Genomic DNA, 26,928 nt, shown 5'->3' on the forward strand with positions numbered 1-26,928 from the left:
GCAGGCGCCGACAGATCGGATCAGTCGTTGAGGCCCAGCATCTGCCGCGCTACGGCTTCGGCGATACGAATACCGTCGACGCCGGCAGAGAGAATCCCGCCCGCATAACCGGCGCCTTCACCGGCCGGGTACAGGCCTTTGATGTTCAGGCTCTGCAGGTCCGCACCACGGGTGATCCGCAGCGGCGAGGACGTACGCGTCTCGATCCCGGTGAGCACGGCATCGTGCAGGTTGTAGCCTTTGATTTGACGGTCGAAGGCAGGCAGGGCTTCGCGGATCGCCTCGATGGCGAAGTCCGGCAGGCTTGGCGCCAGGTCGCCCAGGCTTACACCTGGCTTGTAGGACGGCTCGACGCTGCCCAGCGCGGTAGAAGGGCGACCGGCGACAAAGTCACCGACCAGTTGTGCGGGTGCCTGGTAGTTGCTGCCACCCAGTACATAGGCGTGCGCTTCCAGGCGTTCCTGCAGCTCAATACCGGCCAGCGGGCCACCTGGGTAGTCCTGTTCGGGGGTGATACCCACGACAATGCCGGAGTTGGCATTGCGCTCATTGCGCGAGTACTGGCTCATGCCGTTGGTGACCACGCGGCCCGGCTCGCTGGTCGCTGCCACGACGGTGCCACCTGGGCACATGCAGAAGCTGTAGACCGAACGGCCATTCTTGGCGTGGTGAACCAGTTTGTAATCGGCTGCCCCGAGCTTCGGGTGACCGGCGTATTTGCCCAATCGAGCCTTGTCGATCAGCGATTGTGGGTGCTCGATACGGAAGCCGATCGAAAACGGCTTGGCCTCCATGAACACACCACGGGCGTGCAGCATACGGAAGGTGTCGCGGGCACTGTGGCCGAGGGCCAGAACCACATGCCGGGAATGCAACTGTTCGCCGTTTTCCAGTACCACACCCTGCAGTTGATCGTTTTCGATCAGCAGGTCGGTGACCTTCTGCTCGAAACGAACCTCGCCACCGAGCGCCTGAATTTCATGACGCATGTTTTCGACCATGCCGGTCAGGCGGAACGTACCGATGTGCGGCTTGCTGACGTAAAGGATCTCTTCTGGTGCGCCGGCCTTGATGAACTCGTTCAGCACTTTGCGGCCGTGGTGATGCGGGTCCTTGATCTGGCTGTAGAGCTTGCCGTCGGAGAAGGTCCCGGCACCGCCCTCGCCAAACTGCACGTTGGACTCAGGGTTGAGCACGCTTTTACGCCACAGGCCCCAGGTATCCTTGGTGCGCTGGCGTACTTCCTTGCCGCGTTCGAGGATAATCGGCTTGAAGCCCATCTGGGCCAGCAGCAGGCCAGCAAAAATCCCGCAGGGGCCGAAGCCCACTACGATCGGGCGTTCGGTCAGGCCTTCAGGGGCTTGGCCTACCGGCTTGTAGCTGACATCCGGGGCGGGGCCGATATTGCGGTCATCGGCGAACGTGTGCAGCAGCGCGGCTTCGTCACGCACGTTCAGGTCGATGGTGTAGATGAACAACAGCTCGGTGTTCTTCTTGCGCGCATCGTAGCTGCGCTTGAACAGGGTGAAGTCCAGCAACTGGTCATCGCTGATGCCCAGGCGTTGCACAATGGCTTCGCGCAGGGCTTCGTCAGTATGGTCCAGCGGCAACTTCAGTTCAGTGATTCGTAGCATGACAGGGTCCAGTATCCCGGCCATGGAAGGGCCGGCAGCTTTGCACAAACCGCCAAGTATAAGCCTTTCATCAGTGCTTCAGGCAGGATAAACGCGCCGATGGTCAGTCGTTGCGTGAACCGCCGTAGTAACCACAGCCACGCAACGTCTTGCCGTTGATACGCAGTTCTGCGCTCAGGTGCTGTACAGCGCCTGTCGCGCTATCGACGCAACGTTGTGGTGCAACCCACAGCTCAACGCGTTGACCATTGGCTTCGCTACTCAGGTTGAAGCGACCATCGGGCAGTTGCTCTTCCAGGTAAGGCAGCGCCAGGGATGCTTCCTGAGGGCGATCAAGCACCATGCCTTTGCCACTGACCTTTACGCTCCAGTCCGGTTCATGGCCGCTGGCACGCAAGGTCAGGCGCTTGAAGTTGGGATCACTGCAGGCGCTGTTGGAGCGCTCGACCCGGTACAGCTGGTGTACGTTGAACTGGCCATCGTTGCCGTTGCTGGTACTGAGCGTACCGCGCACGTCGGCGAACAGTACGCCGGGCTTGCTGGCCAGGGTAGCGGCCTCCTGCAACAGGCTGGTGTTGCCGCTGTCCTGAATCACAAAGCGGCGGTGTTCCTCACAGGGTTGGAACAGCAGTTTGCCGCCCTCGGCCTTGAGCTCACCCTGCAGACGGGTCATCCCCGCCGTAGAGACCGAGGTCTTCTCGGCAAACATCTGGCAACCGGCGAACAACGGCAGCAGGGCGGCTAACAACAGGGAAGGGGCGACACGCATCGAAAGAGCTCCAGGTCTCTACCGGAAAAGTGTCGCCACGTTACTCAGGCTGGCGCTCAATCTCAAGGGTTTAGCCAACGTGGTAGGTCTGACCGGTTTGCAGGCCTTCTACGCTCTTGGCATAAGCCAGGGCCACTTCTGCACCGGGCACCGGTTTAAACCCGCGGAAGTAGGGGGCGTACGCAGGCATCGCCTCGACCAGTACGTTCGGGCTGACCGAGTTGACCCGAAGGCCGCGTGGCAGCTCGATAGCCGCGGCCTTGACGAAGGCGTCTATGGCACCGTTGACCAGGCTTGCCGAGCTGCCGGTGCGGATTGGGTCGTGACTGGTGATGCCGGTGGTGAAGGTGAATGAGCCGCCATCATTGATGAACTCGCGGCCGATCAACAGCAGATTGACCTGGCCCATGAGCTTGTCGTTCAGGCCCAGGCTGAAGTGCGCCTCGGTCATATCTTCCAGTGCGGCGAAGGTCACGTTGCCGGCCGCGCAGACCAGGGCATCGAAACGACCGGTCTGCTCGAACAATGACCGAATAGACGCACTGCTGCTGATATCCACCTGATAGTCACCACTGCTGCGGCCAATCCGCAGTACCTCATGGCGTTGCTCCAGTTCTTTTGCTACTGCCGAACCAATGGTGCCGTTGGCACCGATCAATAGAATTTTCATCGGACGCTCCTTGGGGGGTGAATGGCCCAAGTCTAGAGTGGATTTTTTCGCGGATAAGCCTGCTAATAGGCAACCTTTGGTTTTTCTATGGAAACAATCCATGAGTGAGCTGGACGATCTGGCGGCCTTTGCGGTCTTGATGGATGCAGGCAGTTTCACCCAGGCCGCAGGGCAATTGGGTTGGAGCAAGGGGCAATTGTCGAAGCGGATCAGTCAACTGGAAAGCAATCATGGGGTTAAGTTGCTGCATCGCACGACCCGCCGTCTGAGCCTGACGGCAGCGGGTGCCATGCTGTTGCCGCAGGCTCAGGCATTAGTCCGGCAGATGGACGGGGCAAGGCAGGCATTGGCCATGCTCAAGGATGACCTGTCTGGCCCCGTGCGATTGACGGTGCCCGTATCGTTGGGCGAGACGTTTTTTGAGGGCTTGTTACTGGAGTTCGCCGAGACGCATCCTCAGATGCAGGTAGAGCTTGAGCTGAGCAATAGTTATCGGGATTTATTGGGTGAAGGTTTCGATCTGGCGATTCGTACCGAAGTCCAGAGTGATGCGCGCCTGGTTGCCCGGCCGTTGCTGGCCATGCAGGAACTGACGTGTGCCAGTCCCGCATACCTGGAGCGCTTTGGTGAGCCGAAAACCCCAATGGCGTTGAGTGAGCATCGCTGCCTGCTCAACAGTCATTACGGTGGTCGCGAGGAGTGGTTGTATCACCAACAACACGAACTGTTGCGCGTGCCGGTCAGCGGTACATTTGCGAGCAACCATTACAGCTTGCTGAAAAAAGCGGCGTTGCTCGGGGTCGGGATCGCTCGTCTGCCGTCCTACATGTTGGCAGCAGAGTTGAGCAACGGCCAACTGCATTGGCTGCTCCGCGATTTTCAGACCCGCAGCACGCCGCTGTTTCTTGTGCATCCCTACCAGAGTGCAATGCCGAAAAAGGTTCAGGTACTGGCCGACTACCTGAGGCGCTGGTTTCAGCGCGGCAGTACTGCATTGGGGCAGTTGTGAGTGTAACGGGCGATCCTGTGGTCGAGTGACAAGCGTCCGGGCCCTTTGGCCATCAGGTACAGCAGGATCGTGGCCCAGGTTGCATGCACCGGGTAGGCGTCGGGGTAGACGAAGAGCTGAATCACCAGCGTCATACCGAGCAAGGCCATGGCCGATAGACGCGTCGCCAATCCCAGTAAAAGCAACAGGGGAAACAGATGTTCGGCGGTAGTTGCCAGGTAGGCCGCCCACTCTGTGGGCAGCAGCGGTACCTTGTACTCACTGCGAAACAGATAGAGTGTCGAGTCGGCCAGATGTGGAACGCCCAGCTGGAAGGTGCCTGAAAAAAGGTCCACGGCAAATCCCTCTACTTTGGTCTGGCCGGACCGCCAGAACACTGTCGCAATAGCGAAGCGACCGAGCAAGGCAATCAGGCTATGAGGAATTGTGTCCATATGGGCGAGAAGGCGGCTGGCCCGCGACACAGTGGCGCAGTGCGATGGCATGTTCATGAGGCCTCCGATAGACCTGCGTGGATAATCAGGTTTTTTTGAATCAACAGCGCCAGGGCCGGACCTGCATCGAAGGCGTTGTCTTCCTCCAGTGCTGCACAGACCGCGTCACCGAAACCAGCACCACCTTGCAGCGCTTGGATGAAGAGGGCGCACGCTTTGCTTAGTAGCAGGACTTCAACATTTAGCGCATCTCTTAGCACTAGCAGGTGTTCTGCATGGTTTGGATCGACTTCTGCCAGTTCTCCTTGACCTTGATGGGCAGCCCAGAGAGAGAACACAGCACGGGATGAACACAGAACACCTGTGCCGGGATGTAGTTTCAGGTGTAACGAGTGCAGTTGTTCGGGGTATTCAAGAAACCGCGAAAGTGCTTCGAAGCCAACGCCGGGGAAGTCCGCAGCGTGGTAGGCCTCAACCCGTAGGCGCTCCAGGCGCGCCATATCCGCCAGGTAGGGCAGTGATGCTGCTGGGCTAAAGGTGTCTATGAAGTCGGCGAAGGCGTTGCCGTAGTTCACCAGCACCGGTGAACAAGGTGGAAACGTCTGGATAAACACCCTGGCCATGAAAGCAAAGAACTCTGCGCCAACCAACTGCGCCACCACGGGGTAGCTGTCGGCCAATGCGCTAGTCAGTGAGCTGAACACATTGTTGCGGTAAACCGCAAAGCGACTTTCGGCATCCGGATGGCAGAATAGCCCTGCAGGGAAAGTCTGTTCTGCACTGAGTAATGCCTGGGTAAAACGCTGCTGAGTGCTCATGGTTGCACCCCATGATTGTCCAGGTACGCCTGGGCGCGTCGCGCTTCGGCCAGTAACACCGCTAAACCGGGGAGTTCATTGTCGCGCTCGATCAGCGTGGCAACCGGGCCGGTGTGCTCCAGTATCTGTTGATAGAGTGACCATATGGCGGCGGCCACCGGTGCGCTGTGGCTATCGATCAGCAGGCGTTGGCCGTTGCGGTCAAACGCTTCGCTGAAACCTGCCAGGTGTATCTCTGCCGTTTCATGCAACGGCAGTGCTTGCAGATACTCCTGGGTTGACCATTGATGATTGATACAAGAGACATATACGTTGCAGACGTCCAGCAGCATTCCACATCCCGTGCGGCGTACCACTTCGCGGATGAACGTCGGCTCATCGAACGTCGAGGCGTTGAATTGCAGGTAGGTGGCTGGGTTTTCCAGCAGCATGCGTCGGCCCAACGTGTTTTGAACCTGATCAATGTGCTCGCAAACGCGGTTCAGGGTTTGTTGGTCGTATTGCAGCGGCAGCAGGTCATTTAGAAAGCAGGGACCATGGGTGGACCAGGCCAGGTGTTCGGAGAAGGACGCGGGTTGGTAGCGAGCCAGTAGCACGTTCAAACGCTGCAGGTGCTCAGTGTCTAGCGCGCCTTCGGCACCTATTGACATGCCGACGCCATGAATCGAGAGCGCGTAGTGCTCGCATAGACGCTCCAGGTAATAGTGAAAGGGCCCCCCGGCAACCATGTAGTTTTCGGCATGGATTTCAATGAAACCAAGATCATCGCAGCCCTTTGCCAATGGCTGAAAATAGTCAGGCTTGAGCCCCAGCCCTGCGCGGGCCGGGAGCCCGTGTGTAACGGCCCGAGTACTGCGTGGGGTGTTGATGTCGTATTGGGACATGATTGCTGCTCGGGCCGAGGGGTTACATTTTGGGTTTGAAGGCCATCAGTTGGCCGTATCCAGTTGGCGAAGTACTGCTGGCAGTTTTCTCGCAGGTGCCTTTGGGGACCAGTTTGAAAACGTTGGCTTGGTCGTTGACCTTGGAGGTGCCTGCACAGGTAGTGCCGGCACCGGCTGCGCAGTCGTTCTTGCCTTTCATGGCGACACCAAAGCACTTTTCCATGTCATCAGCGGCGTGGGCGGGCAGGGTTACCAGGCTCAGGGCGGAGGTCAGCGCCAGAGTGAGGGCGGTTGCGGACAGCGACAGGGTGTTGAGTTTGTTGCTCATGATGGTTCTCCAACGGACAGGGATCAGGGCGATGCCGGTTGTTATGGCCCGCTCGTATCACTAGAGAAAGTCCATCGCGTCGCGTTACAAATCGGGCAAAAAAAAACGATCCCGAAGGATCGTTTTTTCATTGACCGTTAAAAACGGTTATCAACCACCCAGGTAGGCATCACGAACCTTCGGATCGGTCAGCAAGGTTTCCCCTGTCCCTTCCATCACCACCCGGCCGTTCTCCAGCACGTAGGCACGGTCGGCGATCTTCAACGCCTGGTTGGCGTTCTGCTCCACCAGGAACACCGTCACGCCATCACGGCGCAGTTGTTCGATGATGTCGAAGATCTGCTGAATGATGATGGGCGCCAGGCCCAGCGATGGCTCGTCGAGCAACAACAGCTTGGGTTTGCTCATCAGCGCACGGCCGATGGCAAGCATCTGCTGCTCGCCGCCGGACATGGTGCCGCCGCGCTGGCTGAAGCGTTCCTTGAGACGTGGGAACAGGTGCAGCACCTTGTCCATTTGTTCTTCGTAGTCGCCCTTGGCGGTAAAGAAACCGCCCATGGCCAGGTTTTCCTCGACGGTCAGACGAGAGAACACGCGGCGACCTTCCGGTACCACCGCAATGCTCTTGCGCATGATGCGAGCAGAGTCCTGCCCAACCAGCTCTTCGCCCAGGTAGCGGATGCTACCGCTGTGGGCTTGCGGCGAACCACAGAGCGTCATCAGCAAGGTTGACTTGCCAGCGCCGTTGGCGCCGATCAGCGTGACGATTTCGCCCTGGCGGATCTCGACATTGACGCTGTGCAGCGCCTGGATCTTGCCGTAGAAAGTGGAAACGTTTTCAAACTGCAGCATTTACGCTTCCCCCAGGTAGGCTTTGATCACTTCAGGGTTGTCGCGGATCTGTTCCGGCGTACCGTCGGCCAGCGGGGTGCCCTGGTTGATCACAACGATATGGTCGGAGATGCTCATGACCAGCTTCATGTCATGTTCGATCAGCAGAACCGTAACGTTGTGCTCTTCACGCAGCACGCCGATCAGTGCCTTGAGGTCTTCGGTTTCCCTTGGGTTAAGGCCTGCAGCCGGTTCGTCGAGCATGAGGATCCGTGGGCGGGTCATCATGCAGCGGGCGATTTCCAGGCGACGCTGCTGACCGTAGGCCAGGGTCCCGGCCGTACGGTTGGCGAACTCGGTGAGGTTGACCTTGTCCAGCCAGAAGTGCGCGTACTCCATCGCTTCGCGCTCACTGCGGCGAAAACCAGGTGTCTTGAGCAGGCCGGCGAGGAAGTTGGTATTCAGGTGCCGGTGCTGAGCAATCAGCAGGTTCTCCAGCGCAGTCATCTCCTTGAACAGACGCACGTTCTGGAAGGTCCGTACCACGCCTTTGCGGGCAATCTGATGACCGGCCAGGCCCTGGATCGGCTGGCCGTCAAGCAGAATGGTACCGGCGCTGGGCTTGTAGAAGCCGGTCAGGCAGTTGAACACCGTGGTCTTGCCGGCGCCGTTCGGGCCGATCAGTGCAACCACTTGTTTTTCCTTGACGGTCAGGGCCACGCCGTTGACCGCCAACAAGCCGCCGAAGCGCATGCTCAGGCCGCTGACTTGAAGAATTTCGCGGCTCATCGACGCAGCTCCATGTGAGGACGTTGCATAGGCAGCAGACCTTGCGGACGCCAGATCATCATCAACACCATCAGGGCACCGAACATCAGCATGCGGTACTCGCTGAAGTCACGCATCAGTTCGGGTAGCAGGATCATCACAATGGCCGCGAGAATCACGCCTAATTGCGAGCCCATGCCGCCCAGCACGACGATGGCGAGGATGATCGCCGACTCGATGAAGGTGAACGACTCCGGGGTCACCAGGCCTTGGCGTGCGGCAAAGAAGCTGCCCGCAAAGCCGGCGAAACAAGCACCCAAGGTGAAGGCCGAGAGCTTGATCACGGTAGGGTTCAGGCCCAGCGCACGGCAGGCGATTTCGTCTTCGCGCAGGGCTTCCCAGGCACGGCCGATCGGCATGCGCAGCAGACGGTTGATCACGAACAGTGCAAACAGCGCCAGCAGCAAGGCCACCAGGTACAGGAAAATCACCTTGTTGATCGAGTTGTACTGCAGGCCGAAGTATTCATGGAAGGTCTGCATGCCCTCGGCGGCCTTGCGTTCAAAGGTCAGGCCGAAGAAGGTTGGCTTCTCGATGTTGCTGATACCGTTGGGGCCACCTGTCAGCCCGGTCAGGTTACGCAGGAACAGGCGGATGATCTCACCGAAGCCCAAGGTCACGATTGCCAGGTAGTCACCGCGCAGGCGCAGTACCGGAAAGCCGAGCAGGAAGCCAAAGGTGGCCGACATCATGCCGGCAATAGGCAAGCAGATCCAGAAGCTCAGGCCATAGTAGTGCGACAGCAACGCGTAGCTATAGGCGCCGACGGCGTAGAAGCCGACATAACCCAGGTCGAGCAGACCCGCCAGGCCTACCACGATGTTCAGGCCCAGCCCGAGCAACACGTAGATCAGGATCAGGGTGGCGATATCGACCGCACCGCGGGAGCCGAAGAAGGGCCAGATCAGGGCCGCGACGATCAGGCCGAGGATGATCCAGCGCTGGGTGCGCGGCAGGGTCAGAAAGTTGCTGACCTTAGGCGATACCAGCGAGCCTTTCGGCGCGGACCGCATCAGTGCGCTCCACTGCTTGTCGAACAGCACGCGCAGGAACATCAGCACCGAACACACGGCGATCACGGTGAGGGTGAGAGGCCCCGTACCTTGAACTTCCAGGTTGATGCCGACGATGCTCAGCTTGAGACCCAGCACCGGGAAGGCCACGGCCCATACCAGCAAGGCGCTGAAAAACGCCGATTTGAGATGTCTGTTCATACTTTTTCAACCTCCGGACGGCCCAGAATGCCGGTCGGCCGGAACAACAGCACCATAACCAAAAGGCCGAATGCCACGACGTCCTTGTACTGGTCACCGAAGATGTCGGCGCCAAAGGCTTCAGCCACCCCGAGCACCAGCCCACCGAGCATGGCGCCCGGAATACTGCCAATGCCACCCAAGACCGCTGCGGTGAAGGCCTTCAGACCCACCAGGAAGCCGGCGTTAGGGTTGATCACCCCGTACTGCATGCTCAGCAATACGGCCGCCACGGCCGCGAGGGCCGCACCGATGACGAAGGTCAGGGCGATGATGTTGTTGGTGTTGATCCCCAGCAGGTTGGCCATCTTGATGTCTTCGGCACAGGCCCTGCAGGCCCGGCCCAGGCGCGAACGGGAGATGAACAAGGTGAGTCCGGTCATGGCCACCAGGGTGACCACGAACACTAGAATCTGCATGTAGGAAATCAGGACTTCTTCAGCACCACCCGGGCCGAAGGAGAAGCTCCCCGGGATCAGGTTGGGGATGGATTTGTCCTTGGAGTCCTGCGAGAGCAGTACCGTGTTTTGCAGGAAAATCGACATACCGATGGCAGAGATCAGCGGGATCAACCGGTTGCTGTTACGCAAGGGGCGGTAGGCGACCCGTTCGATACTGTAGCCATAGGCACTGGTCACGACGATCGTCGCGAGGAACGCGGCGGTCATCAGTAGCGGCAGAGAATCAAGCCCCATCATGGCCAGTCCGGCAAGGACGATGAAGGCCACGTAGGAACCGATCATGTAGACCTCGCCATGGGCGAAGTTGATCATTCCAATGATGCCGTAAACCATTGTGTAGCCAATGGCTATCAAGGCATAGGTGCTGCCAATGGTCAGACCATTAACCAGCTGTTGGAAAAAGTGATAGATCTCAGGCATTACAGCGCTCCTAAAAACCTGATACGCATTTCACTGGTGGGGGAGCCCCGTGCCCTGCCTTGTGGTCTTTGGCCACTTCGGTATCAGCACCTGCCAGCGAACCGCTGGTGACGGTTTTAAGATTTTCAGGTGAACCAGCTCCCGGATCGCGGGAATCAGGCCCATGAACCTCGTAAAACAAAGCCCACTGCTCGCACAGTGGGCTTCTTAGTCAATGGTCAGACTGGGTTACTGAGGCGAAACTTCGGTTTTAGGTTTGCCGAAATGCCATTGGTAGACCACGAATTTGAAGTCTTTCAGGTCACCTTTTGCGTCGAAGGACAGGTCGCCAGTCGGGGTCTTGAAGGTACCCGCGTGGATAGCCTCGGCGACTTTGGTAGCGTCTTCGCTCTTGGCGGCCTTGATGCCTTCAGCGATCACTTCTACAGCCGAGTAGGCCGGGAACACGAATGGGCCGGTCGGGTCCTGTTTCTTGTCGGCGAAGGCTTGTACCAGTGCCTTGTTGGCTGGGTCCTGGTCGAAGGATTTCGGCAGGGTAACCAGCAGGCCTTCGGAAGCGTCCTGGGCGATCTGCGAGATGGAGTCGTTGCCGACGCCTTCTGGGCCCATGAACTTGGCGTTCAGGCCTTTTTCCTTGGACTGACGCAGGATCAGGCCCAGCTCTGGGTGGTAGCCGCCGTAGTAGACGAAGTCGACGTTGGCTTGCTTGAGCTTCTGGATGATCGAGGAGAAGTCCTTGTCGCCAGCGTTCAGGCCTTCGAAGACGGCGACCTTGGTGCCTTTCTCTTCGAGGGTTTTCTTCACGGCGGTGGCGATACCTTCACCGTACTGCTGCTTGTCATGCAGAACAGCTACGACTTTCGGCTTCACGTGGTTGGCAATGTAGTTGCCAGCAGCTGGGCCCTGGGCGCTGTCCAGGCCGATGGTGCGGAAGATCATCTTGTAGCCACGGGAGGTAATGTCCGGGCTGGTGGCTGCCGGCGTGATCATGATCACGCCTTCGTCTTCATAGATGTCGGATGCGGGTTGGGTGGAGCTGGAGCACAGGTGGCCGACGACAAACTTGACGCCATCGTTGACCACTTTGTTCGCTACGGCCACGGCTTGTTTAGGATCGCAAGCGTCGTCGTATTCCTTGGCTTCAAGCATCTTGCCGTCAACACCGCCTTTGGCGTTGATCTGCTCGATGGCCATTTTGGCACCGATGAACTGCATGTCGCCGTACTGAGTGACCGGGCCGGTCTTGGGACCTGCGATGCCGATCTTGATGGTGTCGGCGGCAAACGAATGGCTGGCAACCCCGGCCAGAACCATTGCGGCAAACAGCTTGGAAATCTGCTTAGTAGCCTTACTCATAGTGCTCCACTCATTCTGTTGTATTTTTTATAGTCCTTGCGGCCAAAGCTACAGGACCGGATCAGGTTCTCCGTCGAGGCCACGCCTCGTACCGCAGACCCGAATTTCCCCGGCCTTACCCCCGGCAACTGTACCGGTACAGTGTAGAGCGCCGCTTTATCGATTGAAAAGCGGGCTCGCAGAGGCAAAACCTGGGTGCGTCGCTTAATTGACTTAAAGTTATAAAAAAGCGTCTTCGGTTTCGCCCTGTATGTCAGCAATCCCTGGCTTTTCCTGCACTCATCGATCAATTGGTTATTTGAAACTGGGTTTTTCTGCAAAAATACCGGCTTTAGTGGCCGAATTATTTCTGGTAGGAACCCATGACTGATGAAGTAAGCACCCTCTATGCCAAACTGCTCGGCGAGACCGCAGTCATTGAGTGGAAAGCGCTGGAGCGTTTTTGGGCCAAGGGTGACCTGATTTGGGTCAGCCCGACATTGGACCTGATCGCGGTTGCCGAGGTCATGGCCGAAAATCGAGGAGAAGCCTTTGCTGCATGGCATGCCGAGGGCACCGTCTGCAAACTCTCTGCTGAGCAGGCGCTAGACCTTCAGACGCGAGATCCACAGATCTGGGCGGTGGTGGTTTCACCCTGGATCGTGATTCAGGAAAAACCTGCGCCCTGATTTGGTGCGCAAAAATGCACAGTGGTTAGCAATTGGTGCGCGGTACTGTTCAGAGGGGGTGACCCTTGGTAACAGTTCAGCGAGGTGAAGGGGCATCGGTAACAGTCTGCACCGATGGATAGGCGCAGCGGGGAGGGCAATGTAGCCCCGTGCAGCGAGTGACACTGTGCTGATCGGGCGCCGGCAAGGCCGGCGCCCTGTTGACGGGGATCTCAGTAATCAACCTTGCCCGTATGGGTGTTGAGGGAGATAACCCGTGTCTTGCCAATCCGGTGACGGTAAATTTCTCGCAGGTATTTCACCGCTTTCTTCACGCATTCGCGTGAAAGCCGGATGTCGTTGATCGAGACAAACTTGCTCTTGTCATTGATCAGTTCGCGGTACTTCTTCTCATACATCGGTTTGATCGCGTACCAGTTGGTATCGAGGATCTTGGCTGGATTCTCGAACTCGTTGAGCAACTCATCGATGTGGTCTTCGTCAAAGTGATCGCTGGTGATGAAGTCGAGCATGGCGTTGTCCAGCGTATCGTCGAAACGGTACGGGTTACGCGCGAAGCAACGCTTGATGAAGGCGACGATCAGTGTCAGGAAATCGTCTGACAGGCACGGGCTCTTGGCGATCAGGGTGGTCAGCGACAGGTTGGCGGAAGCGCCGATGACCAGTGCGTAACGCTTGAGCGTGGTGTTGGGGAACAGGCTGTTGAGGTGCGTCTTGAGCCGGTTCAGGTCCATGTACGAGAGCTTGTAGTCTTTGGGCAGCGAGACGATCGAGACCACCGAAGAGCAGTTCTTGAAGAAATGCAGGTCGTGCAGGGCTGCAGCGTCATAGCCAGAGGTCTTGTACTGCTCCAGGGCCGCACGGTAGCGCTTGGACTCGATCGGCAAGAGGCTGATGCCCTCAATGGCCTGGGTCTGCTTGTTGAAGTGTGGCAGGTCGATAGAGCGGAAAAACAGGTCGTCGATGTCCAGACGAGGCTGCTCTTTTTCGAACACTTTGAACTTGTCCGAGCTCTGGGCTGGCTGTTCTGGCACGACGGACTCGGCGTAGGCAATGGCGACTGGGCCTGCCAGGCTCATGAACAGGTCGTTGGCATCCAGGCGGATGGTTTCGCCGATATCGATACCGGCACGACGGAAATAGGCCTGGTCGTAGTCGGTGGTCACCGCCTGGGCGGTCAGAATGTTGAAGATCTGCTGCGAGATGTACTGGTTGGCGTGTTTTTCCATCGCATTGACATCAATGTTCTGGATGGTGCCGTCATCGCTTTCTTCGGCATAACGCATGATGTCGTTGGAGATCAGCATCATTGCGTTCCAGGGGCGAATACGGCCCATGACGCTGGCTTCGCTGCTGTCTTCATTGTCGAAGTTGTAGGAGAAGTCCCACTCTTCTGAGAGATATTTGCACAGCAAGCGTCCGGCGTTGATATGCAGGGCCTCGGACATCTCACTACGGTGGTCGGAGATATTCGGCAGTACGCAGATGCCACTGGTGAAGATTGGCTCGAAGACGAACGAGTGTCCGCTCTTGCCGTCATTCTCGTCAGCCGGTTTGGTGTCGAATGTTTTGTTCATGTAGGAGTACTGCTGGGCCAGGCCGAACTCCGACGCCATGCCCGAGCCGGTACCACCGCCGGCGCTGAAGATGTAGAAGTACAGGCGCGACTGGTTGGCCTTGATGCCACAGGAGTCGATCAGGTACGAATGGATCAGTTTCCAGTCTGCGCTGGAGAAACGCTGGGTTTCCTTGTTCAGGATGATCTTCGCCAGGTACTGACCCAGGATCGGTGCGTTACCGGCACCACCGGCATGAACCTCGGACAGGTCCATGATTTTCATTTTGCTGTAATCGCGGATAAAACCGCTGGTTTCGCCTTTGCGCGAGAAACGGATGCGTCCGGCGATATCCTTGTCCAGGTCACCCAGCATTACCAGTGGCTCAACCAGGAACACCGGCTTGCTGCTTTTGTTCTGTACCAGGCGCAAGTTGTTGCGGATCCAGCGTGCAGGGCTGTAGCTCACGTCATTGCTGACCCTCTCCTCGTTGTTGAACTCATTGAGGTAGAAGGTGCGAGCGTTGTAGACCAGTTCTGCAACATCCAGAGCGATGTTCGAGCCGCAACGGCCTAGGCCGATCAGGCAGACCGACGGGAACTGCTGATCGAGGCGCAGTTGGTTCTCGTCTTCCTGATGTGGGCTCGGCGGAAAAACCAGATCCCGCAGGCCGTCGAGGTTGTCGAGGATGCGCTGGATATCGGTTTCGGTGTAGTACAGGTACTGCTGTGGGTTGAGCGTTCGTGTGCCGTAGTATTCCCTAGGCCCTGTAGCTGTGTACGTGGCAGTAGACGACATCAGTTCGGAAACCACATTGGCAGGAGTGTTCTTGGAAGTCATTGTGTGCCGTGTGCCTTGGGGAGGTGGCTGTTCAAAGGGGACATCGCAGTGTACTCACGTAATGGGGGTGCGAGTTTAGTCGCGAGCCTTTTGCATGAGTGCTGGGCGTTTCCCTAAAACTCTGTAGGTAAATTTTCCGTTTACGCTTGCATTCTTGATCGTCCAATCGCGCAACTTCTTTAATCAAAACTTCTGGAGCGTTACATGAGTGTCGCATTACCTTCGTTGGGGTTTGCTGGTATCGGTCTGATGGGGTTGCCGATGTGTAAGCGGCTTTTGGCTGCTGGCTACCCGTTGATGGTGTGGAATCGCTCACCCGAAAAGTGTGCAGAGCTGGTTGCCGCGGGGGCTCGCCTGGCCACTACACCTGCCGAATTGTGCCAGTACGCCGACGTCGTGATGCTGTGTTTGGCCGACACCGCAGTGGTCCGCGAGGTTGTTTTTGGTGAGAACGGCGTGGCCAGTGGTGCCAGGGCCGGTCAGCTACTTGTGGATTTCTCCAGCCTTGAACCAGGTGCTACCCGCGAAATGGCTGCCGAGCTGGCAGCGCTTAAAGGCATGAGTTGGTTGGACACTCCCGTGTCGGGAGGTACGCCAGGCGCGGAGGCGGGCACGCTGGCGATCATGGTCGGAGGCGCTGCGCAGGATCTGGCGAGGGTGCAGCAGGTTTTACTGACCTTGGGCCAGCGTGTTACCCATATGGGGCCGGTGGGAGCAGGGCAGGTAACCAAGGCGTGCAATCAGATGATCGTGGCCTGCAATGCGTTGGTGATCGCTGAAGTGGTGGCGCTGGCGGAGCAGTCTGGTGTTGATGCAAGCCTCATTGCCGAAGCCCTTGCTGGCGGTTTTGCCGACTCCAAACCCTTGCAGATTCTTGCACCGCAAATGGCCGGCAGCCACTTTGAACCGGTCAAGTGGCATGTGCGCACTTTGCTCAAAGACCTTGATACTGCCGTCAAGTTTTCGCGTGAACAGGGTTCAGCGACACCCATCAGCGGGCTTGCTGCCCAATTGATGCGTCTGCATGGTAGTCAGGGGTATTTGCAAAAAGATCCGGCAACACTTGTGCAGATGTATCGGCGCAAGGACTGATACCAAGCCCGACTCCCGTAGCACACTGGGCGTTGTGCTGCGGGAGCCGGGTTGGTCAGCGATCGGTCAGCCTGCGACCAGTACCCGGATGGCTTCCAGGCGCAGGGCGGCTTTCTCGAGCATGGCCAGGCCATCTCTACCCTGCTTGCGCAGGGCTTCGATTTCGCTGTCACGTACGCTCGGGTTGACGGCTTGCAGGGCGGTCAAGCGTGCCAGTTCTTCTTCTGTCTCGGCAGCCAGGCGACGCTGAGCTTCGGCTACGCGTTCGGCATGGCGTGGCAGGATCTTGGCTTCGCCCGCGTTGATCCGTGGTGCCAGCACATCGCGCTGAGCCTGGATGAACTTGTTTGCGCTGGCCTTGGGCACGCTCTCCAGTTGATCGTTCAGGGTTTCAAACGAGACCCGCGTGGCCAAGTCGTTGCCGTTGGTGTCGAGCAGGCAACGCAGGGCTGCTGGTGGCAAGTAGCGGCCCAACTGCAAGGCGCGTGGTGCTACGACTTCGCTGACGTACAGCAGCTCCAGCAGCACCGTGCCAGGCTTGAGCGCCTTGTTCTTGATCAGCGCTACAGCGGTGTTGCCCATTGAGCCGGACAGCACGAGGTCCATGCCGCCCTGCACCATCGGGTGCTCCCAGGTCAGGAACTGCATGTCTTCCCGCGACAGGGCCTGGTTGCGGTCGTAGGTGATGGTCACGCCTTCGTCGTCACCGAGCGGAAAGCTGGCGTCGAGCATCTTCTCGCTTGGTTTGAGGATCAGGGCGTTTTCCGAATGGTCCTCGCTATCGATACCAAAGGCGTCGAACAGGGTTTCCATATAGATAGGCAGGGCGAACTGGTCATCTTGCTCCAGGATCGCTTCGACCAGTGCCTGGCCTTCGCCTGCACCACCGGAATTGAGCTCCAGCAGGCGGTCGCGACCGCTATGCAGTTCAGCCTCCAGGCGCAAACGCTCTGTGCGAGCTTCGGCTACCAGGGCTTCCCACTGCTCGACATCGGTGTCTTCCAGCAGTGGCAGCAGGCGCGGGCCGAACTGATGTTGCAGGGCGTTGCCGGTAGGGCACGTGGCCAGGAAGGCATTCAGGGCTTGGTCGTACCACTGGAACAGGCGTTCCTGCGGGCTGTCTTGCAGGTACGGAACATGCAGTTCGATAGTGTGTTTCTGGCCGATACGGTCCAGACGACCGATACGTTGTTCGAGCAGGTCCGGGTGAGCGGGCAGGTCGAACAGCACCAAATGATGAGAAAACTGGAAGTTACGGCCTTCGCTGCCGATCTCCGAGCAGATCAGTACCTGTGCGCCGAACTCTTCGTCGGCGAAGTAGGCAGCGGCACGGTCGCGCTCCAGGATGCTCAGGCCTTCGTGGAAGACGGTCGCTGGAATGCCGGAGCGCACGCGCAGGGCGTCTTCCAGGTCCATGGCGGTTTCGGCGTGAGCACAGATCACCAGGACCTTGACCCGCTTGAGCATCTTCAGGGTATCAATCAGCCAGTCAACCCGTGGATCGAACTGCCACCAGCGTTCATCTTCACTGGTTTCGCCCTGGGCCTGGAACGAGACCTCCGGGTACAGCTCGGCATGCTCGCCCGGCGACAGCTCCATGTATTGGTCGGGGCAGGGCAGTGGGTACGGGTGCAGTTGGCGCTCAGGGAAGCCCTGAACCGCTGCTCGCGTGTTGCGGAACAGGACACGACCGGTACCATGACGGTCGAGCAGCTCACGGATCAAGCGGGCGCTGGCCTGGGTGTCGCCGTCGTTGACCGCCGCCAGCAGGGCTTCGCCCTCGGCGCCCAGGAAGTTCTGGATGGTGGCGTGGGCCTTGGGCGACAGGCGGCCTTCGTCGAGCAGTTCCTGAACAGCTTCAGCCACCGGGCGATAGTGCTCGCTCTCGGCGCGGAAGGCCGCCAGGTCGTGGAAACGGTTCGGGTCAAGCAGGCGCAGACGGGCGAAGTGACTGTCCTGACCAAGTTGTTCAGGCGTCGCCGTCAGCAGTAGCACGCCTGGAATGATCTGGGACAGTTGTTCGACCAGTGCATACTCCGGGCTCACCTGATCTTCATGCCAGACCAGGTGGTGGGCTTCGTCGACGACCAACAGGTCCCAACCCGCAGCAAACAGGGCGTCCTGGGCTTTTTCGTCTTCGCTTAGCCACTCCAGGGCGACCAAGGCCAACTGGGTGTCTTCAAACGGGTTGCTGGCATCGCTTTCGATGAAGCGCTCGGCATCGAACAGGGCAACCTGCAGGTTGAAGCGACGACGCATTTCCACCAGCCACTGGTGCTGGAGGTTTTCCGGTACCAGGATCAGCACACGGCTGGCACGGCCCGACAGCAGTTGGCGATGGATAACCAGGCCGGCTTCGATGGTCTTGCCCAGGCCCACTTCGTCGGCCAACAGAACCCGTGGCGCAATACGATCAGCGACTTCGCGGGCAATATGCAACTGGTGCGCGATGGGTTGGGCGCGCGCACCACCCAGCCCCCACAGTGACGACTGCAACTGACGGCTGGTATGTTCCAGCGTGTTGTAACGTAGCGAGAACCACGGCAGTGGATCGATTTGCCCAGCGAACAGACGGTCACTGGCCAAGCGGAATTGAATGAAATTCGACAGCTGGGTTTCCGGCAGGGTACAGGCCTGGTTCTGCCCGTCCAGGCCATGGTAAACCAGCAGGCCGTCGACATCCTCGACCTCACGCACGGTCATCTTCCAGCCTTCGAAATGGGTGATCTGATCACCCGGCGAGAAGCGAACCCGTGTCAGTGGCGCATTGCGCAAGGAGTACTGGCGAGTGTCGCCAGTGGCCGGGTAGAGCACGGTCAACAAGCGGCCGTCCTGTGCCAGAACGGTCCCCAGACCTAGCTCGGCTTCGCTGTCGCTGATCCAGCGTTGCCCCGGTTGATACTGCTGCGCCATACTGCCTGACTCCCGCCATGAAAAGCCGACTATCTTAACGGATAGGGCTCTGTAGACCAAAGAGTCTAGCAACTTCGTCAACGAAATCTGCCGATGCTGCATGACCAGCACCAGAAGGACTGCCTTGCCATGTCTGTAAAGCGCTTGTGGTTACTTCGTCCTTTCATCCTGAGCGGTCTGGTACTGCTTGCGGCCTGTGGGCAGGACGGTTTCGAGGTGCTGGCACCCTTGCCTGCGGCGCAGATTCAAGCGCTAGGTGTCGAGTCCCCGTTGAAGACGGTGCACTTTCGCGACAAAGACGGTGAGGGCTTGTTGGTGTTGAGCCGTTCCGATGGTCAGGCAACTGACGAAGAAACGGCCGAGGACGTCGATAAAGTGGTGTTGATTGCAACACTCTATGGTCGAACCACCGCCGATGACCCCTTCAAGTCGCGTTGGCAGATCGACAACGAGACGACCTGCGCGGGCCTGGATCTTGATGTAGGTTTTTACCTGGATGCCACGGGGGCCAGTGACCTTAACAATGATGGGGTGGCTGAGCTGACGATTGTCAGTCACGCCTTCTGCGGTGGCGGTATCGACCCTCAGGCTATCGTGGTCGAGTTGCGTGAAGGGCCGGCGTACTATGCCATTGAGGGGACGTCGCTGGTGAGCGTGCCGGGTGAAGAGGCATATGGTGGTGAGCGTAAGGACAGCCCATCGTTGAAGAATGCCTCCAAAGTACTGCGTGATCATCTGGAGACTGTCTGGAACAGCGTCTACAAGCGCCCCTGGAGTCATATAGACGGTAGCAGCGACGGTGCTGGTCAGTAGAGGAATCTGTCGCCCAGGCTAGACTTCCTTCCTGGATGCCCGTTTCTGCAGGCGTGAAATTGTCCGCCGCTACTCAAGACAACAGCGGCGTGGCCGACACATTGGTGACAGGAGACCCACCCATGCTGCCGCCTATCATCCCGCTCAGTGCTGCGCCCGTAACCTCGCAACTGGATCCGGTCAAGCCGACGCCGGATATTCCACCCGTGGTGCCAGCCCAGCCGAGCTCCGGTGACGGGAGCATCAATCTCAAGCAGCGTGACCCAGAGCAGGACACCTATTTGTTGCGCGAGCAACAGCGTCGTCAACAGCGTCGCCGCAGAGATCACGATGAGCAGTACGATGCCGTGCCCGGCGACGAGGTCAATGCCGACAACACGGTGCCGGTGGCCCCGCTGATGGGCGAGCAGCCACGTCAGGGACTGCTGGTGGACATCGAAGTCTGAAGGAACACCGGCGCACTGGTCAGCGCGGGCTCTAGCCTTCATTATTGGTACTTCTGCCGTCAGCGTTTCGAGCTACCCATGAGCCAAGACAATTTGATCGACTTTGGTGCCGAGCGTGCCAAGCGCGTTCACGACCTCAACGAGAAGCGCCTGAACGAAGTCCGTCAGGCATTCGAGCAGGCCATGCCGTTGGGCAAGGGCAAGAAAAAGCCCAAGGGCAAACCCAAGAAACGTTGAAAATTTGATGCAGGTCAACCCTGCACCTACCTCGCCCGCTGCTCTGGTGGGCGCTATTGACCTCGGTCAATTTTCCCTCCCGCCTTATTCGCTAACTTAGGCCCCATCAAACAGGTGCAGGCGAATGGAGGCCGATATGTTCTTCGATAATGTGGTTATCGCTGGCGTTGTGACAGTCGGGCTGATGCTGCTCTTCTTCGCTGGCCTGGGTATTTTCATCTGGAAGGATTCAACCAAGCGCAAATCGCGCTGATTCTTCCGATACAACGAGCACGCAAGGCATTTAGGGCGACTTCGGTCGCCCATTTTTTTTGCCTGAAGAAAACCCAACGCTGGTGATAGCCTGTTGCTTTGGGTAAGGGCATGACTGGCAAAGCCAATGCAGGCACAGGTGATGATCGCTGGAAGACAAACCGCTGGACGAACAATAGTTAGCGAGCTAATAGTTTTGCTGTGATTCACTGCTGGTTAGCTGTCTATCGTTACAATAACGGTCATCAAGGTTCGTCTCGTGCCGATCACACTCCAGGCCCTGTTGGCGCCGAACAAACGCGCTGTGCAATTTGCCATCAAGACACTTCTCGGTGGTGGTTTGGCGCTTTGGCTGGCATTGCGCTGGGGGCTTGAGCAGCCCGCCTGGGCGCTGATGACGGCCTTTGTCGTGGCTCAGCCGCTATCAGGAATGGTGGTGCAGAAGGGCTTGGCCCGTCTGTTGGGTACCTTGGTTGGTACAGCCATGTCGGTGTTGTTCATTGGCCTTTTCGCACAGACGCCTTGGTTGTTCTTGCTGGCCTTGGCCTTATGGTTGGCCTTGTGTACGGCTTTCTCGACCTTGTTGCGCAGCGCCTGGGCCTACGCCTTCGTGTTGGCCGGTTACACCGTGGCGATTATTGCCCTTCCTGCGGTGGACCATCCGCTGTTGGTGTTTGATCAGGCGGTGGCGCGTTGTACCGAGATCTGCCTGGGGATTGTATGTGCCACGGTTACCAGTGCCCTGCTCTGGCCACTGCGAGTTGAGCAGCAACTGGCCGGGCAGGCGCGTCAGGCTTGGGAAAGTGGCATGCAGGCCGCCAGCGCTTCCTTGTTTGGTGAGGAGCAGCAGCGTAAAGACCTGCTGGACATTCTTGGGCGCATTGTTGCGGTCGACTCGCAGCGTGAGCATGCCTGGTTCGAAGGGCGTCTTGGGCGAGAGCGGGGGCGGGCAATTCGGGTGTTGAGCCAGGCGCTGCTGGTCTTGCTGCGCATAGCGCGTTCGGTGCGACGACAGTGGCAACAGCTGGATGAGCGCGAAGCCGCACGCGTGGCACCTTGGTTCTCCAAGGTTCACGAGGCGCTGTCAGCGCCGGATCAAGCTGACCTGTTGCTGTTGCGTCAGCGTGTTTGGGAGGCCGCCCACGACCCGGCGTGCAGCCCTGCTGAGCACTACTGCCTGGCCCGGCTGACACTGTTGCTGGATAAGGCCGTGAACGCCACCATGGCGTTGCACGCGGTTGAGGAGGGCAAGGCACCAGCTGATCTGCCGGAGAGCCTGGCGGTGCACCGCGATCTGCCGTTGGCATTGTTGTTCGGTTCGCGCAGTGCGCTGGCGTTCCTGGCAATGTCCAGTTTTTGGCTGGCTACAGGCTGGATATCGGCGCCGGGTGGTTTGGTGCTGACCTGTGTGGTCTGTAGTCTTTTTGCCAGCCGTGAAAATGGTGCGCAAATCGGCATGAGCTTCCTGCGCGGGCTTCTGTTGGCCATTCCGGTAGCGTTTTTCGTGGGGCAAATCCTGCTGCCGCAGTGGAGTGGTTTTCCCATGTTGTGCATGGCGATGGGCGTGCCGTTGTTTTTCGGCGCCCTAGGTATGGCCAACCCGAAAATTGGTGCGACGGCTACCTCGTACAGCCTGCATTTCATTGTCTTGATCGCGCCGCTCAATGCCATGCATTTTGATGTGGCGGCATTCCTCAACAGTGCTCAGGCGATGATGGTCGGTGTCGGTGCTGCGGTGTTGGCGTTCAAGTTGCTGGTGCTGCATAACCCTGCCTGGCACGGCCGTCGTCTGCGGGCCGCGACGCAGAATGACCTGGTGCGCTTGACCCGACGCGATCTACGGGACGCGGAAACCTGGTTTGGCGGGCGTATGGCGGATCGTCTGCTACAGATGGCACGCCACTACGCTGCTTTGCCGGTGCACGCACGTGAGCGCTGGGACGACGGTTTGCATGGCCTGGATATGGGGGATGAGTTGCTGCACCTGCGCATGTGCCTTGAGGTCGCTCAAGTACCCTTGGGTCAAGCGCGGCGCGAGTACCTGCAGCAGCTTGAAGAGGTGCTGGCGCAGGGACCGGGCGCCGGCCGCGAGGCGCTTTTGGATGAGGCCAGCGCAACCTTTATCGATGTGTTGCAGCGACAGCCTTCAAGCGATCCACTGCGTCTCGCTGTAGGTGCTGTACTGCAACTGCAAAAGAGCTGGGGCAAATGGTGCCGTCGGCAGGAGGAACTGCATGGGCTTGCGTGAGTGGGCGGTGGGCGGTGTGCTGCTCAGCCCGTTTCTGGTTTACGTGCTGCTGGCCTTGCTGCTGACGGGAGTGGTGCGTCTGCTATTACGGCTAACCCCCTTGGGCGGTTGGGTATGGCATGAAGCGCTGTTCGACTGCGCGTTGTTTGTTTGCATTCTGAGCCTGATCACGCTTGTGCTCGGGCCTCTGTAAGGAGTTTGACCATGCGTGCTTATGTCCGTGTTGCCGTGACCTTGTGTCTGGTCGTTGTCGCGGTGTTTGCCGGGCTTGAGCTATGGCGTTACTACATGCTCACACCCTGGACCCGTGACGCCAAGATTCGTGCTGATGTGGTCATCATCGCCCCGGACGTGTCTGGGTGGGTACGGGAGCTCAAGGCGTATGACAATCAGGCAGTCAAAGCCGGTGATCTGCTGATGTCCATTGATCGGGACCGCTTCGAGGCCGCACTTGAGAAGGCCAATGCCGTCGCCGAAACCCGCCAACATCAATTGCGCTTGCGCGAGCATGAGGCTTCACGCCGTGCGGCTCTCGGGCCTCAAGCGATCAGTGCCGAGTTGCGCGAAAATGCCCAGATTACCGCCGCTATCGCCCGAGGCGAGCTGCGTGAGGCGCAGGCTGAGGTCAAGGCTGCTGCGCTGAACCTGGCCCGCAGTGAACTCAGGGCACCCCGCAGCGGGCACATCACCAACTTGCGATTGGCTGAAGGTAACTACGTCAACGCCGGGCAACCGGTAATGGCATTGGTGGATGATTCGACCTTCTACGTTCAGGCCTACTTCGAAGAAACCAAACTGCCGCGCATCAAGGTAGGCGCGCCGGTAAAAGTCTGGCTGATGAGTGCCGGTGAACCCATGCAAGGCCATGTCCAGAGCATTAGTCGCGGCATTACCGACCGCAACGCTACGCCAGACAGCCAGCTATTGGCCGAAGTCGAGCCGACCTTCAACTGGGTGCGCCTGGCGCAGCGTATTCCGGTTCGAATCAAACTCGATCAGGTCCCTAAAGAGGTCATCCTGAGTGCTGGCATGACGGCCAGCGTTCAGGTTCAGGAAAACTGAAGTTTCAGGCCGTGGGGTAACGGGCAAAAGACATGCCCTTGCAGTTCGGAATAAAAGGCATAAAAAACCTTTCCCGACCGTGACTGATTTCCATTAGGCTAAGCCGCAGAAACTCCCCAGCAGAGGGAACCCAGGCGTTACTGCCACTGCCGAGCGTGCCAATCCCTTTCAGCTTGAGTGAGGTTGGACATGCACATCACTTCCCAGGACATCTGCGCCGCAGCCGATCAGCTCAAGGGCTTCGTCGGTTTCAATCGCAAGCTCGATAAGCACATCGTGCGTTTCAGTGAAGATTCGTTCGGTATGGACGTGGCTGAAGACAGCATCACGCCCAGCAGTGAATTCGTCTGGAGGGGCGGCAGCGGCGAGGTCATGACCCTGAGTCGCGATCTGATCGAGGTGTTGTTGGCGCAAAACATCGACGAGCGGCTAAACATCAGAGAACCTCTACGGGTCTATCTGCGGCGTAATGATCTTCCGGAGATTTCAGCGCGGCGCCGGGTAGTGGTTTGAGTCATCCGCCAAGCACACAGAAAGCCCATATCGCCGCCCGCGATGAGGTCAGTACCCTGTCGGAGACGCCGCTGATCCCTGGCTAGGCGAACCCAGGTGTATGTCGCTCGGCGGCGAAGCTCACTCGATTGCGTCCGCTATTCTTGGCGGTGTACAGCGCTTTGTCGGCTTCATCAAGCCAGCTTACGGGGTCGTCGAACGCCTCATTGCAAAGGGCCAGACCGATGCTCAGGCTGATGCGCAGATCGGGTAGCTGATCGTTTCGGTAGGCACTGATCTTCTCGCGCAGGCGTTCCATGATCAGGGCGGCCTGCTCAACGTCGATGTTCGGCAGGATCACGCAGAACTCATCTCCCCCATAGCGCCCGGCCAGATCATCTTCTCGAAGGTTTCTCTTTATTTCAGCACCCAACTGGCGCAGTACGCAGTCGCCGACCACATGACCATAGGTGTCGTTGATACCTTTGAAATGATCAATGTCGATAATGGCGATCACCGCTTGGCGGCACTCCTGTCGGTAGCTGTGGAACTTGAGTTGCAATGAATCCTTCCACGAACCATGGTTTAGCAGGCCTGTAAGGCTGTCGGTGCAGCTCAAGGTGCGCAAGGCGCGCTTGTGTTCGGCAAGTTTGATCGCTAACTGGTAGCAGACCGCTCCCAGTGCCAGTGGGTAGAGGGTGAGCATCGGCAGGCATGCATAGACCTGCAGTGAGGTGCTGTGCAGTTGAAGGCCTGGGCCGAACAGGGCAATGGATACTGCTATACCGGAACCTTGGGCCAGCAGTCCTGCCAGACAGAGGGGCTTGCCGCCAGCGGCCACGTTGTTCATCGTCATCATCGAAAGAATGGTGACGCTGGGCAGGGGATTGAACTGCATGGTCGCGGTCCAGAAACCACCCATCAACGAGTCGACCAACAGGTTTCGGCGTTCGGCGGCGTAGGGCGTCCTGGATCTCAATGCGATTTGATAAGCAAGGTGTGGCCAAGCCAGTCCGTTGATAAACAGCAGTACCCACACCCACGGTGCGACGGAAACACTGTCCAGGGCTGCCCAGACACTGAACAGGCCTATCCCCAGGCCGATGATGCGTGGCAGGTAGATTCGCCTGACAAATGATGTCCCTTTCCCGTGTTGGTGTTCCGTCATGGTCGTCGATCTTTTTTAGGGCGCCGTTTATCGCATAAATCGCGTGAATATTGTTGAGTATTCGGTCGCGATTGCAGAGTGGCTTTACAGGCCATTTCACGGTTGCAACGGGTAGCAACACAAAGTAATGGCCTTTTGAAGCAGCGGGACCGCGCTATTCACTGCTCTCACTGGCGTCGGCTTGAGCCCAGTCGGCGCGCCACAATTGATTCAAGGCCTGGTCGACGGGGGTTGTGAACACACCCGCGTTACCTGCAATGTAGCCAGCTTTCCAGAACGCGTAGCCTTGGGCGAAGTCCGGTACGGGGCCTTTACCTTTAAGTGACGTAATGCTGGCCTCAATGGCTGACTTGGCGAAGGGCATGTGTGGCATTGCACTGTAGCTACCTTCAGCACGGGCGTTCGGCATTTGGAAGCCATCGACGCGAACATGCAGCACATCGCCCATATCGGCGTAGTGTTCGACCTTGAGGATGGTCAGGGTCGAGGCTTGTTCGTTGGGGCGGGTTTTGTAAGACCAGATTTGACCAGGTTGAAATTCCTGAGCCAAAACGCTGCTGGAAAGCAGCAAGGCGGCGAGAGCGGCGTACGGGAAACGCATGACAAATCCTTTTGAACATGGAAAACAGAAGCAAATCGCAATGCTTATCGGCACGGAATGGATTGACTGTAATCAGAATCAATACGTCTGTCACAGGCGCATGTATTGCGTTGCTATAGTGTGACTCTAACCTCGACGTTCTGGGATGACGCTATGTATGACGCCTATTTGCAGCCTTTGAATGACCGAGAACTGGGTAGGCTGGATGACCTCCTGCTCAAGTATGGCAACGACGATGCGATCCTGACCCTGTCTGAACTCGATGGCTTGTTCGTTGCGCTGGCCAGCTCGCCAAGCGCATTGATGCCTAGCCAATGGCTGCCGGAGATCAGCGGTGGGCGAAAGGTGAAGTTCAAGAAGGAAGCGGAGGGTGAGGCGTATTACGCCCTGTTACTGCGCCATATGAATAGCATTGAGCAAAAACTGCTGGAGGCGATCGACCAGTTTGAGCCGAGCTTCCTTAATTGCTGCGAGGGTATAGGCGCTGCAGACATGATTGAAGACTGGTGTTTCGGCTACATGCGTGGGGTTCAGCTCGCGCAATGGCCATCGTTGCCGACAGAACAGGCGGAACACTTGGCTGCCATCGAGCTGCACGGCCTGGAAGAGAACCTTTCTAAAGTAGAAGCGTTGACTGACGAAGAGCACGCTGCATCCATCGAGCCTATCGCTGTTGCTGCTCGTGTCCTGAATGGCTATTTTCTGACGCAGCGAGCGCTTGAGGGCGGGGCGCCGTAGCCCACCTGGTTAATCCCAGATGTTCTTTTTGAGATGTTTCCAATATTAGCCCTTGACGCCCCGTTTGATCTCTCTATAATGCGCACCTCTTCCGGCGCAGTCGAAAC

Annotated in this window: 28 protein-coding genes; 12 read left to right on the top strand and 16 right to left on the bottom strand. The window is 58.3% G+C overall.

The window, feature by feature from the left end; genetic code table 11:
- Nucleotides 1-20: 20 nt before the first annotated feature.
- From IE038_RS12705 to IE038_RS12715, 3 genes are all read right to left on the bottom strand, one after another.
- Nucleotides 21-1,634 carry an NAD(P)/FAD-dependent oxidoreductase gene (locus tag IE038_RS12705; protein ID WP_163936628.1) on the bottom strand — a complete coding sequence of 538 codons (1,614 nt, stop codon included), beginning with the start codon at nt 1,632-1,634 and terminating at the stop codon, nt 21-23.
- Between the two features lie 103 nt (nt 1,635-1,737).
- On the bottom strand, nt 1,738-2,403 hold the full coding sequence (locus IE038_RS12710; RefSeq protein ID WP_163936631.1) for a COG3650 family protein: 666 nt from the start codon (nt 2,401-2,403) through the stop codon (nt 1,738-1,740).
- Between the two features lie 70 nt (nt 2,404-2,473).
- Nucleotides 2,474-3,073 carry a short chain dehydrogenase gene (locus tag IE038_RS12715; protein ID WP_163936634.1) on the bottom strand — a complete coding sequence of 200 codons (600 nt, stop codon included), beginning with the start codon at nt 3,071-3,073 and terminating at the stop codon, nt 2,474-2,476.
- Between the two features lie 100 nt (nt 3,074-3,173).
- On the opposite strand from IE038_RS12715, the gene IE038_RS12720 reads away from it, so the two are divergent.
- A complete protein-coding gene (locus IE038_RS12720) occupies nt 3,174-4,082 on the top strand; it encodes a LysR family transcriptional regulator (protein ID WP_163936637.1) in 909 nt (302 codons plus the stop codon).
- Here IE038_RS12720 and IE038_RS12725 read toward each other — a convergent pair.
- The 9 genes from IE038_RS12725 to IE038_RS12765 all read right to left on the bottom strand — a co-directional run bounded on the left by IE038_RS12725 (nt 4,049) and on the right by IE038_RS12765 (nt 11,695).
- Entirely contained in the window at nt 4,049-4,567 is a 519-nt protein-coding gene (locus IE038_RS12725; RefSeq protein ID WP_163936655.1) for a DoxX family protein, read from the bottom strand. The genes IE038_RS12720 and IE038_RS12725 overlap by 34 nt on opposite strands.
- A gap of 2 nt (nt 4,568-4,569) precedes the next feature.
- Nucleotides 4,570-5,334, bottom strand: a complete 765-nt coding sequence (locus IE038_RS12730; protein WP_163936640.1) for an HvfC/BufC N-terminal domain-containing protein — start codon at nt 5,332-5,334, stop codon at nt 4,570-4,572.
- The gene (bufB, locus tag IE038_RS12735) at nt 5,331-6,218 is read right to left on the bottom strand and encodes an MNIO family bufferin maturase (protein ID WP_189395723.1); all 888 of its coding nucleotides are present in this window, start codon (nt 6,216-6,218) and stop codon (nt 5,331-5,333) included. Before bufB ends, IE038_RS12730 begins: the two co-directional genes overlap by 4 nt.
- 22 nt (nt 6,219-6,240) lie before the next feature.
- Entirely contained in the window at nt 6,241-6,546 is a 306-nt protein-coding gene (locus IE038_RS12740; protein ID WP_189395724.1) for a BufA1 family periplasmic bufferin-type metallophore, read from the bottom strand.
- Nucleotides 6,547-6,696: 150 nt separating this feature from the next.
- Nucleotides 6,697-7,398, bottom strand: a complete 702-nt coding sequence (locus tag IE038_RS12745; RefSeq protein ID WP_065760577.1) for an ABC transporter ATP-binding protein — start codon at nt 7,396-7,398, stop codon at nt 6,697-6,699.
- Complete coding sequence (gene livG, locus IE038_RS12750; RefSeq protein WP_065760576.1) at nt 7,399-8,166, bottom strand: high-affinity branched-chain amino acid ABC transporter ATP-binding protein LivG; 768 nt, start codon at nt 8,164-8,166, stop codon at nt 7,399-7,401. It lies immediately after the preceding gene.
- Nucleotides 8,163-9,419 carry a high-affinity branched-chain amino acid ABC transporter permease LivM gene (locus IE038_RS12755; RefSeq protein WP_163936643.1) on the bottom strand — a complete coding sequence of 419 codons (1,257 nt, stop codon included), beginning with the start codon at nt 9,417-9,419 and terminating at the stop codon, nt 8,163-8,165. Before IE038_RS12755 ends, livG begins: the two co-directional genes overlap by 4 nt.
- The gene (gene livH, locus IE038_RS12760) at nt 9,416-10,339 is read right to left on the bottom strand and encodes a high-affinity branched-chain amino acid ABC transporter permease LivH (protein WP_163936646.1); all 924 of its coding nucleotides are present in this window, start codon (nt 10,337-10,339) and stop codon (nt 9,416-9,418) included. The genes IE038_RS12755 and livH overlap by 4 nt, the downstream gene beginning before the upstream one ends.
- A 228-nt stretch (nt 10,340-10,567) precedes the next feature.
- Nucleotides 10,568-11,695, bottom strand: coding sequence for a branched-chain amino acid ABC transporter substrate-binding protein (locus IE038_RS12765; RefSeq protein WP_163936649.1), 1,128 nt, complete (start codon nt 11,693-11,695; stop codon nt 10,568-10,570).
- Between the two features lie 362 nt (nt 11,696-12,057).
- On the opposite strand from IE038_RS12765, the gene IE038_RS12770 reads away from it, so the two are divergent.
- Nucleotides 12,058-12,363 (top strand): DUF2288 domain-containing protein, encoded by a 306-nt coding sequence (locus IE038_RS12770; RefSeq protein WP_163936652.1) that lies wholly within the window; start codon nt 12,058-12,060, stop codon nt 12,361-12,363.
- Nucleotides 12,364-12,575: 212 nt separating this feature from the next.
- Here the strand turns inward: IE038_RS12770 and IE038_RS12775 are convergent, their stop codons facing one another.
- Nucleotides 12,576-14,759: a hypothetical protein gene (locus tag IE038_RS12775; RefSeq protein ID WP_189395725.1), complete on the bottom strand. Its 2,184-nt coding sequence runs from the start codon at nt 14,757-14,759 to the stop codon at nt 12,576-12,578.
- Between the two features lie 204 nt (nt 14,760-14,963).
- Here IE038_RS12775 and IE038_RS12780 point away from each other — a divergent pair, with 204 nt between their 5' ends.
- On the top strand, nt 14,964-15,851 hold the full coding sequence (locus tag IE038_RS12780) for an NAD(P)-dependent oxidoreductase (RefSeq protein WP_163932114.1): 888 nt from the start codon (nt 14,964-14,966) through the stop codon (nt 15,849-15,851).
- 66 nt (nt 15,852-15,917) lie between these two features.
- Here IE038_RS12780 and rapA read toward each other — a convergent pair whose 3' ends face one another.
- Complete coding sequence (gene rapA, locus IE038_RS12785) at nt 15,918-18,764, bottom strand: RNA polymerase-associated protein RapA (RefSeq protein ID WP_189395726.1); 2,847 nt, start codon at nt 18,762-18,764, stop codon at nt 15,918-15,920.
- Nucleotides 18,765-18,893: 129 nt separating this feature from the next.
- On the opposite strand from rapA, the gene IE038_RS12790 reads away from it, so the two are divergent.
- From IE038_RS12790 to IE038_RS12820, 8 genes are all read left to right on the top strand, one after another.
- Entirely contained in the window at nt 18,894-19,577 is a 684-nt protein-coding gene (locus IE038_RS12790) for a M949_RS01915 family surface polysaccharide biosynthesis protein (RefSeq protein WP_163932117.1), read from the top strand.
- Nucleotides 19,578-19,699: 122 nt separating this feature from the next.
- The gene (locus IE038_RS12795) at nt 19,700-20,023 is read left to right on the top strand and encodes an aspartate-semialdehyde dehydrogenase (protein ID WP_189395727.1); all 324 of its coding nucleotides are present in this window, start codon (nt 19,700-19,702) and stop codon (nt 20,021-20,023) included.
- A 78-nt stretch (nt 20,024-20,101) separates the two neighbouring features.
- Nucleotides 20,102-20,260, top strand: coding sequence for a hypothetical protein (locus IE038_RS12800; protein WP_099775586.1), 159 nt, complete (start codon nt 20,102-20,104; stop codon nt 20,258-20,260).
- Between the two features lie 136 nt (nt 20,261-20,396).
- On the top strand, nt 20,397-20,513 hold the full coding sequence (gene ccoM / locus IE038_RS24770) for a cytochrome c oxidase subunit CcoM (protein ID WP_308425279.1): 117 nt from the start codon (nt 20,397-20,399) through the stop codon (nt 20,511-20,513).
- 258 nt (nt 20,514-20,771) lie between these two features.
- Nucleotides 20,772-22,760, top strand: a complete 1,989-nt coding sequence (locus IE038_RS12805; protein ID WP_163932120.1) for an FUSC family protein — start codon at nt 20,772-20,774, stop codon at nt 22,758-22,760.
- The gene (locus tag IE038_RS12810) at nt 22,747-22,953 is read left to right on the top strand and encodes a DUF1656 domain-containing protein (protein ID WP_163932123.1); all 207 of its coding nucleotides are present in this window, start codon (nt 22,747-22,749) and stop codon (nt 22,951-22,953) included. Before IE038_RS12805 ends, IE038_RS12810 begins: the two co-directional genes overlap by 14 nt.
- A gap of 11 nt (nt 22,954-22,964) precedes the next feature.
- On the top strand, nt 22,965-23,822 hold the full coding sequence (locus tag IE038_RS12815) for an efflux RND transporter periplasmic adaptor subunit (protein WP_163932125.1): 858 nt from the start codon (nt 22,965-22,967) through the stop codon (nt 23,820-23,822).
- 189 nt (nt 23,823-24,011) lie between these two features.
- Nucleotides 24,012-24,335, top strand: coding sequence for a DUF2025 family protein (locus IE038_RS12820; RefSeq protein WP_163932128.1), 324 nt, complete (start codon nt 24,012-24,014; stop codon nt 24,333-24,335).
- 82 nt (nt 24,336-24,417) lie between these two features.
- On the opposite strand, the gene IE038_RS12825 is transcribed toward IE038_RS12820, so the two are convergent.
- Nucleotides 24,418-25,482, bottom strand: a complete 1,065-nt coding sequence (locus IE038_RS12825; protein ID WP_189395728.1) for a diguanylate cyclase — start codon at nt 25,480-25,482, stop codon at nt 24,418-24,420.
- A gap of 154 nt (nt 25,483-25,636) precedes the next feature.
- On the bottom strand, nt 25,637-26,083 hold the full coding sequence (locus tag IE038_RS12830; RefSeq protein WP_189395729.1) for a hypothetical protein: 447 nt from the start codon (nt 26,081-26,083) through the stop codon (nt 25,637-25,639).
- Nucleotides 26,084-26,236: 153 nt separating this feature from the next.
- Here IE038_RS12830 and IE038_RS12835 point away from each other — a divergent pair, with 153 nt between their 5' ends.
- Entirely contained in the window at nt 26,237-26,821 is a 585-nt protein-coding gene (locus IE038_RS12835; RefSeq protein WP_163939885.1) for a UPF0149 family protein, read from the top strand.
- Nucleotides 26,822-26,928 lie beyond the last annotated feature (107 nt).

This window comes from Pseudomonas laurentiana (assembly GCF_014648275.1).
In the GTDB taxonomy this organism is placed as follows: domain Bacteria; phylum Pseudomonadota; class Gammaproteobacteria; order Pseudomonadales; family Pseudomonadaceae; genus Aquipseudomonas; species Aquipseudomonas laurentiana.

Bases quoted from the DNA above. Each gene is read 5' to 3' on its own strand.
- IE038_RS12705 (WP_163936628.1), bottom strand. From the start codon at position 1,634: ATGCTACGAATCACTGAACTGAAGTTGCCGCTGGACCATACTGACGAA.
- IE038_RS12710 (WP_163936631.1), bottom strand. From the start codon at position 2,403: ATGCGTGTCGCCCCTTCCCTGTTGTTAGCCGCCCTGCTGCCGTTGTTC.
- IE038_RS12715 (WP_163936634.1), bottom strand. From the start codon at position 3,073: ATGAAAATTCTATTGATCGGTGCCAACGGCACCATTGGTTCGGCAGTA.
- IE038_RS12720 (WP_163936637.1), top strand. From the start codon at position 3,174: ATGAGTGAGCTGGACGATCTGGCGGCCTTTGCGGTCTTGATGGATGCA.
- IE038_RS12725 (WP_163936655.1), bottom strand. From the start codon at position 4,567: ATGCCATCGCACTGCGCCACTGTGTCGCGGGCCAGCCGCCTTCTCGCC.
- IE038_RS12730 (WP_163936640.1), bottom strand. From the start codon at position 5,334: ATGAGCACTCAGCAGCGTTTTACCCAGGCATTACTCAGTGCAGAACAG.
- bufB (WP_189395723.1), bottom strand. From the start codon at position 6,218: ATGTCCCAATACGACATCAACACCCCACGCAGTACTCGGGCCGTTACA.
- IE038_RS12740 (WP_189395724.1), bottom strand. From the start codon at position 6,546: ATGAGCAACAAACTCAACACCCTGTCGCTGTCCGCAACCGCCCTCACT.
- IE038_RS12745 (WP_065760577.1), bottom strand. From the start codon at position 7,398: ATGCTGCAGTTTGAAAACGTTTCCACTTTCTACGGCAAGATCCAGGCG.
- livG (WP_065760576.1), bottom strand. From the start codon at position 8,166: ATGAGCCGCGAAATTCTTCAAGTCAGCGGCCTGAGCATGCGCTTCGGC.
- IE038_RS12755 (WP_163936643.1), bottom strand. From the start codon at position 9,419: ATGAACAGACATCTCAAATCGGCGTTTTTCAGCGCCTTGCTGGTATGG.
- livH (WP_163936646.1), bottom strand. From the start codon at position 10,339: ATGCCTGAGATCTATCACTTTTTCCAACAGCTGGTTAATGGTCTGACC.
- IE038_RS12765 (WP_163936649.1), bottom strand. From the start codon at position 11,695: ATGAGTAAGGCTACTAAGCAGATTTCCAAGCTGTTTGCCGCAATGGTT.
- IE038_RS12770 (WP_163936652.1), top strand. From the start codon at position 12,058: ATGACTGATGAAGTAAGCACCCTCTATGCCAAACTGCTCGGCGAGACC.
- IE038_RS12775 (WP_189395725.1), bottom strand. From the start codon at position 14,759: ATGACTTCCAAGAACACTCCTGCCAATGTGGTTTCCGAACTGATGTCG.
- IE038_RS12780 (WP_163932114.1), top strand. From the start codon at position 14,964: ATGAGTGTCGCATTACCTTCGTTGGGGTTTGCTGGTATCGGTCTGATG.
- rapA (WP_189395726.1), bottom strand. From the start codon at position 18,764: ATGGCGCAGCAGTATCAACCGGGGCAACGCTGGATCAGCGACAGCGAA.
- IE038_RS12790 (WP_163932117.1), top strand. From the start codon at position 18,894: ATGTCTGTAAAGCGCTTGTGGTTACTTCGTCCTTTCATCCTGAGCGGT.
- IE038_RS12795 (WP_189395727.1), top strand. From the start codon at position 19,700: ATGCTGCCGCCTATCATCCCGCTCAGTGCTGCGCCCGTAACCTCGCAA.
- IE038_RS12800 (WP_099775586.1), top strand. From the start codon at position 20,102: ATGAGCCAAGACAATTTGATCGACTTTGGTGCCGAGCGTGCCAAGCGC.
- ccoM (WP_308425279.1), top strand. From the start codon at position 20,397: ATGTTCTTCGATAATGTGGTTATCGCTGGCGTTGTGACAGTCGGGCTG.
- IE038_RS12810 (WP_163932123.1), top strand. From the start codon at position 22,747: ATGGGCTTGCGTGAGTGGGCGGTGGGCGGTGTGCTGCTCAGCCCGTTT.
- IE038_RS12815 (WP_163932125.1), top strand. From the start codon at position 22,965: ATGCGTGCTTATGTCCGTGTTGCCGTGACCTTGTGTCTGGTCGTTGTC.
- IE038_RS12820 (WP_163932128.1), top strand. From the start codon at position 24,012: ATGCACATCACTTCCCAGGACATCTGCGCCGCAGCCGATCAGCTCAAG.
- IE038_RS12825 (WP_189395728.1), bottom strand. From the start codon at position 25,482: ATGACGGAACACCAACACGGGAAAGGGACATCATTTGTCAGGCGAATC.
- IE038_RS12830 (WP_189395729.1), bottom strand. From the start codon at position 26,083: ATGCGTTTCCCGTACGCCGCTCTCGCCGCCTTGCTGCTTTCCAGCAGC.
- IE038_RS12835 (WP_163939885.1), top strand. From the start codon at position 26,237: ATGTATGACGCCTATTTGCAGCCTTTGAATGACCGAGAACTGGGTAGG.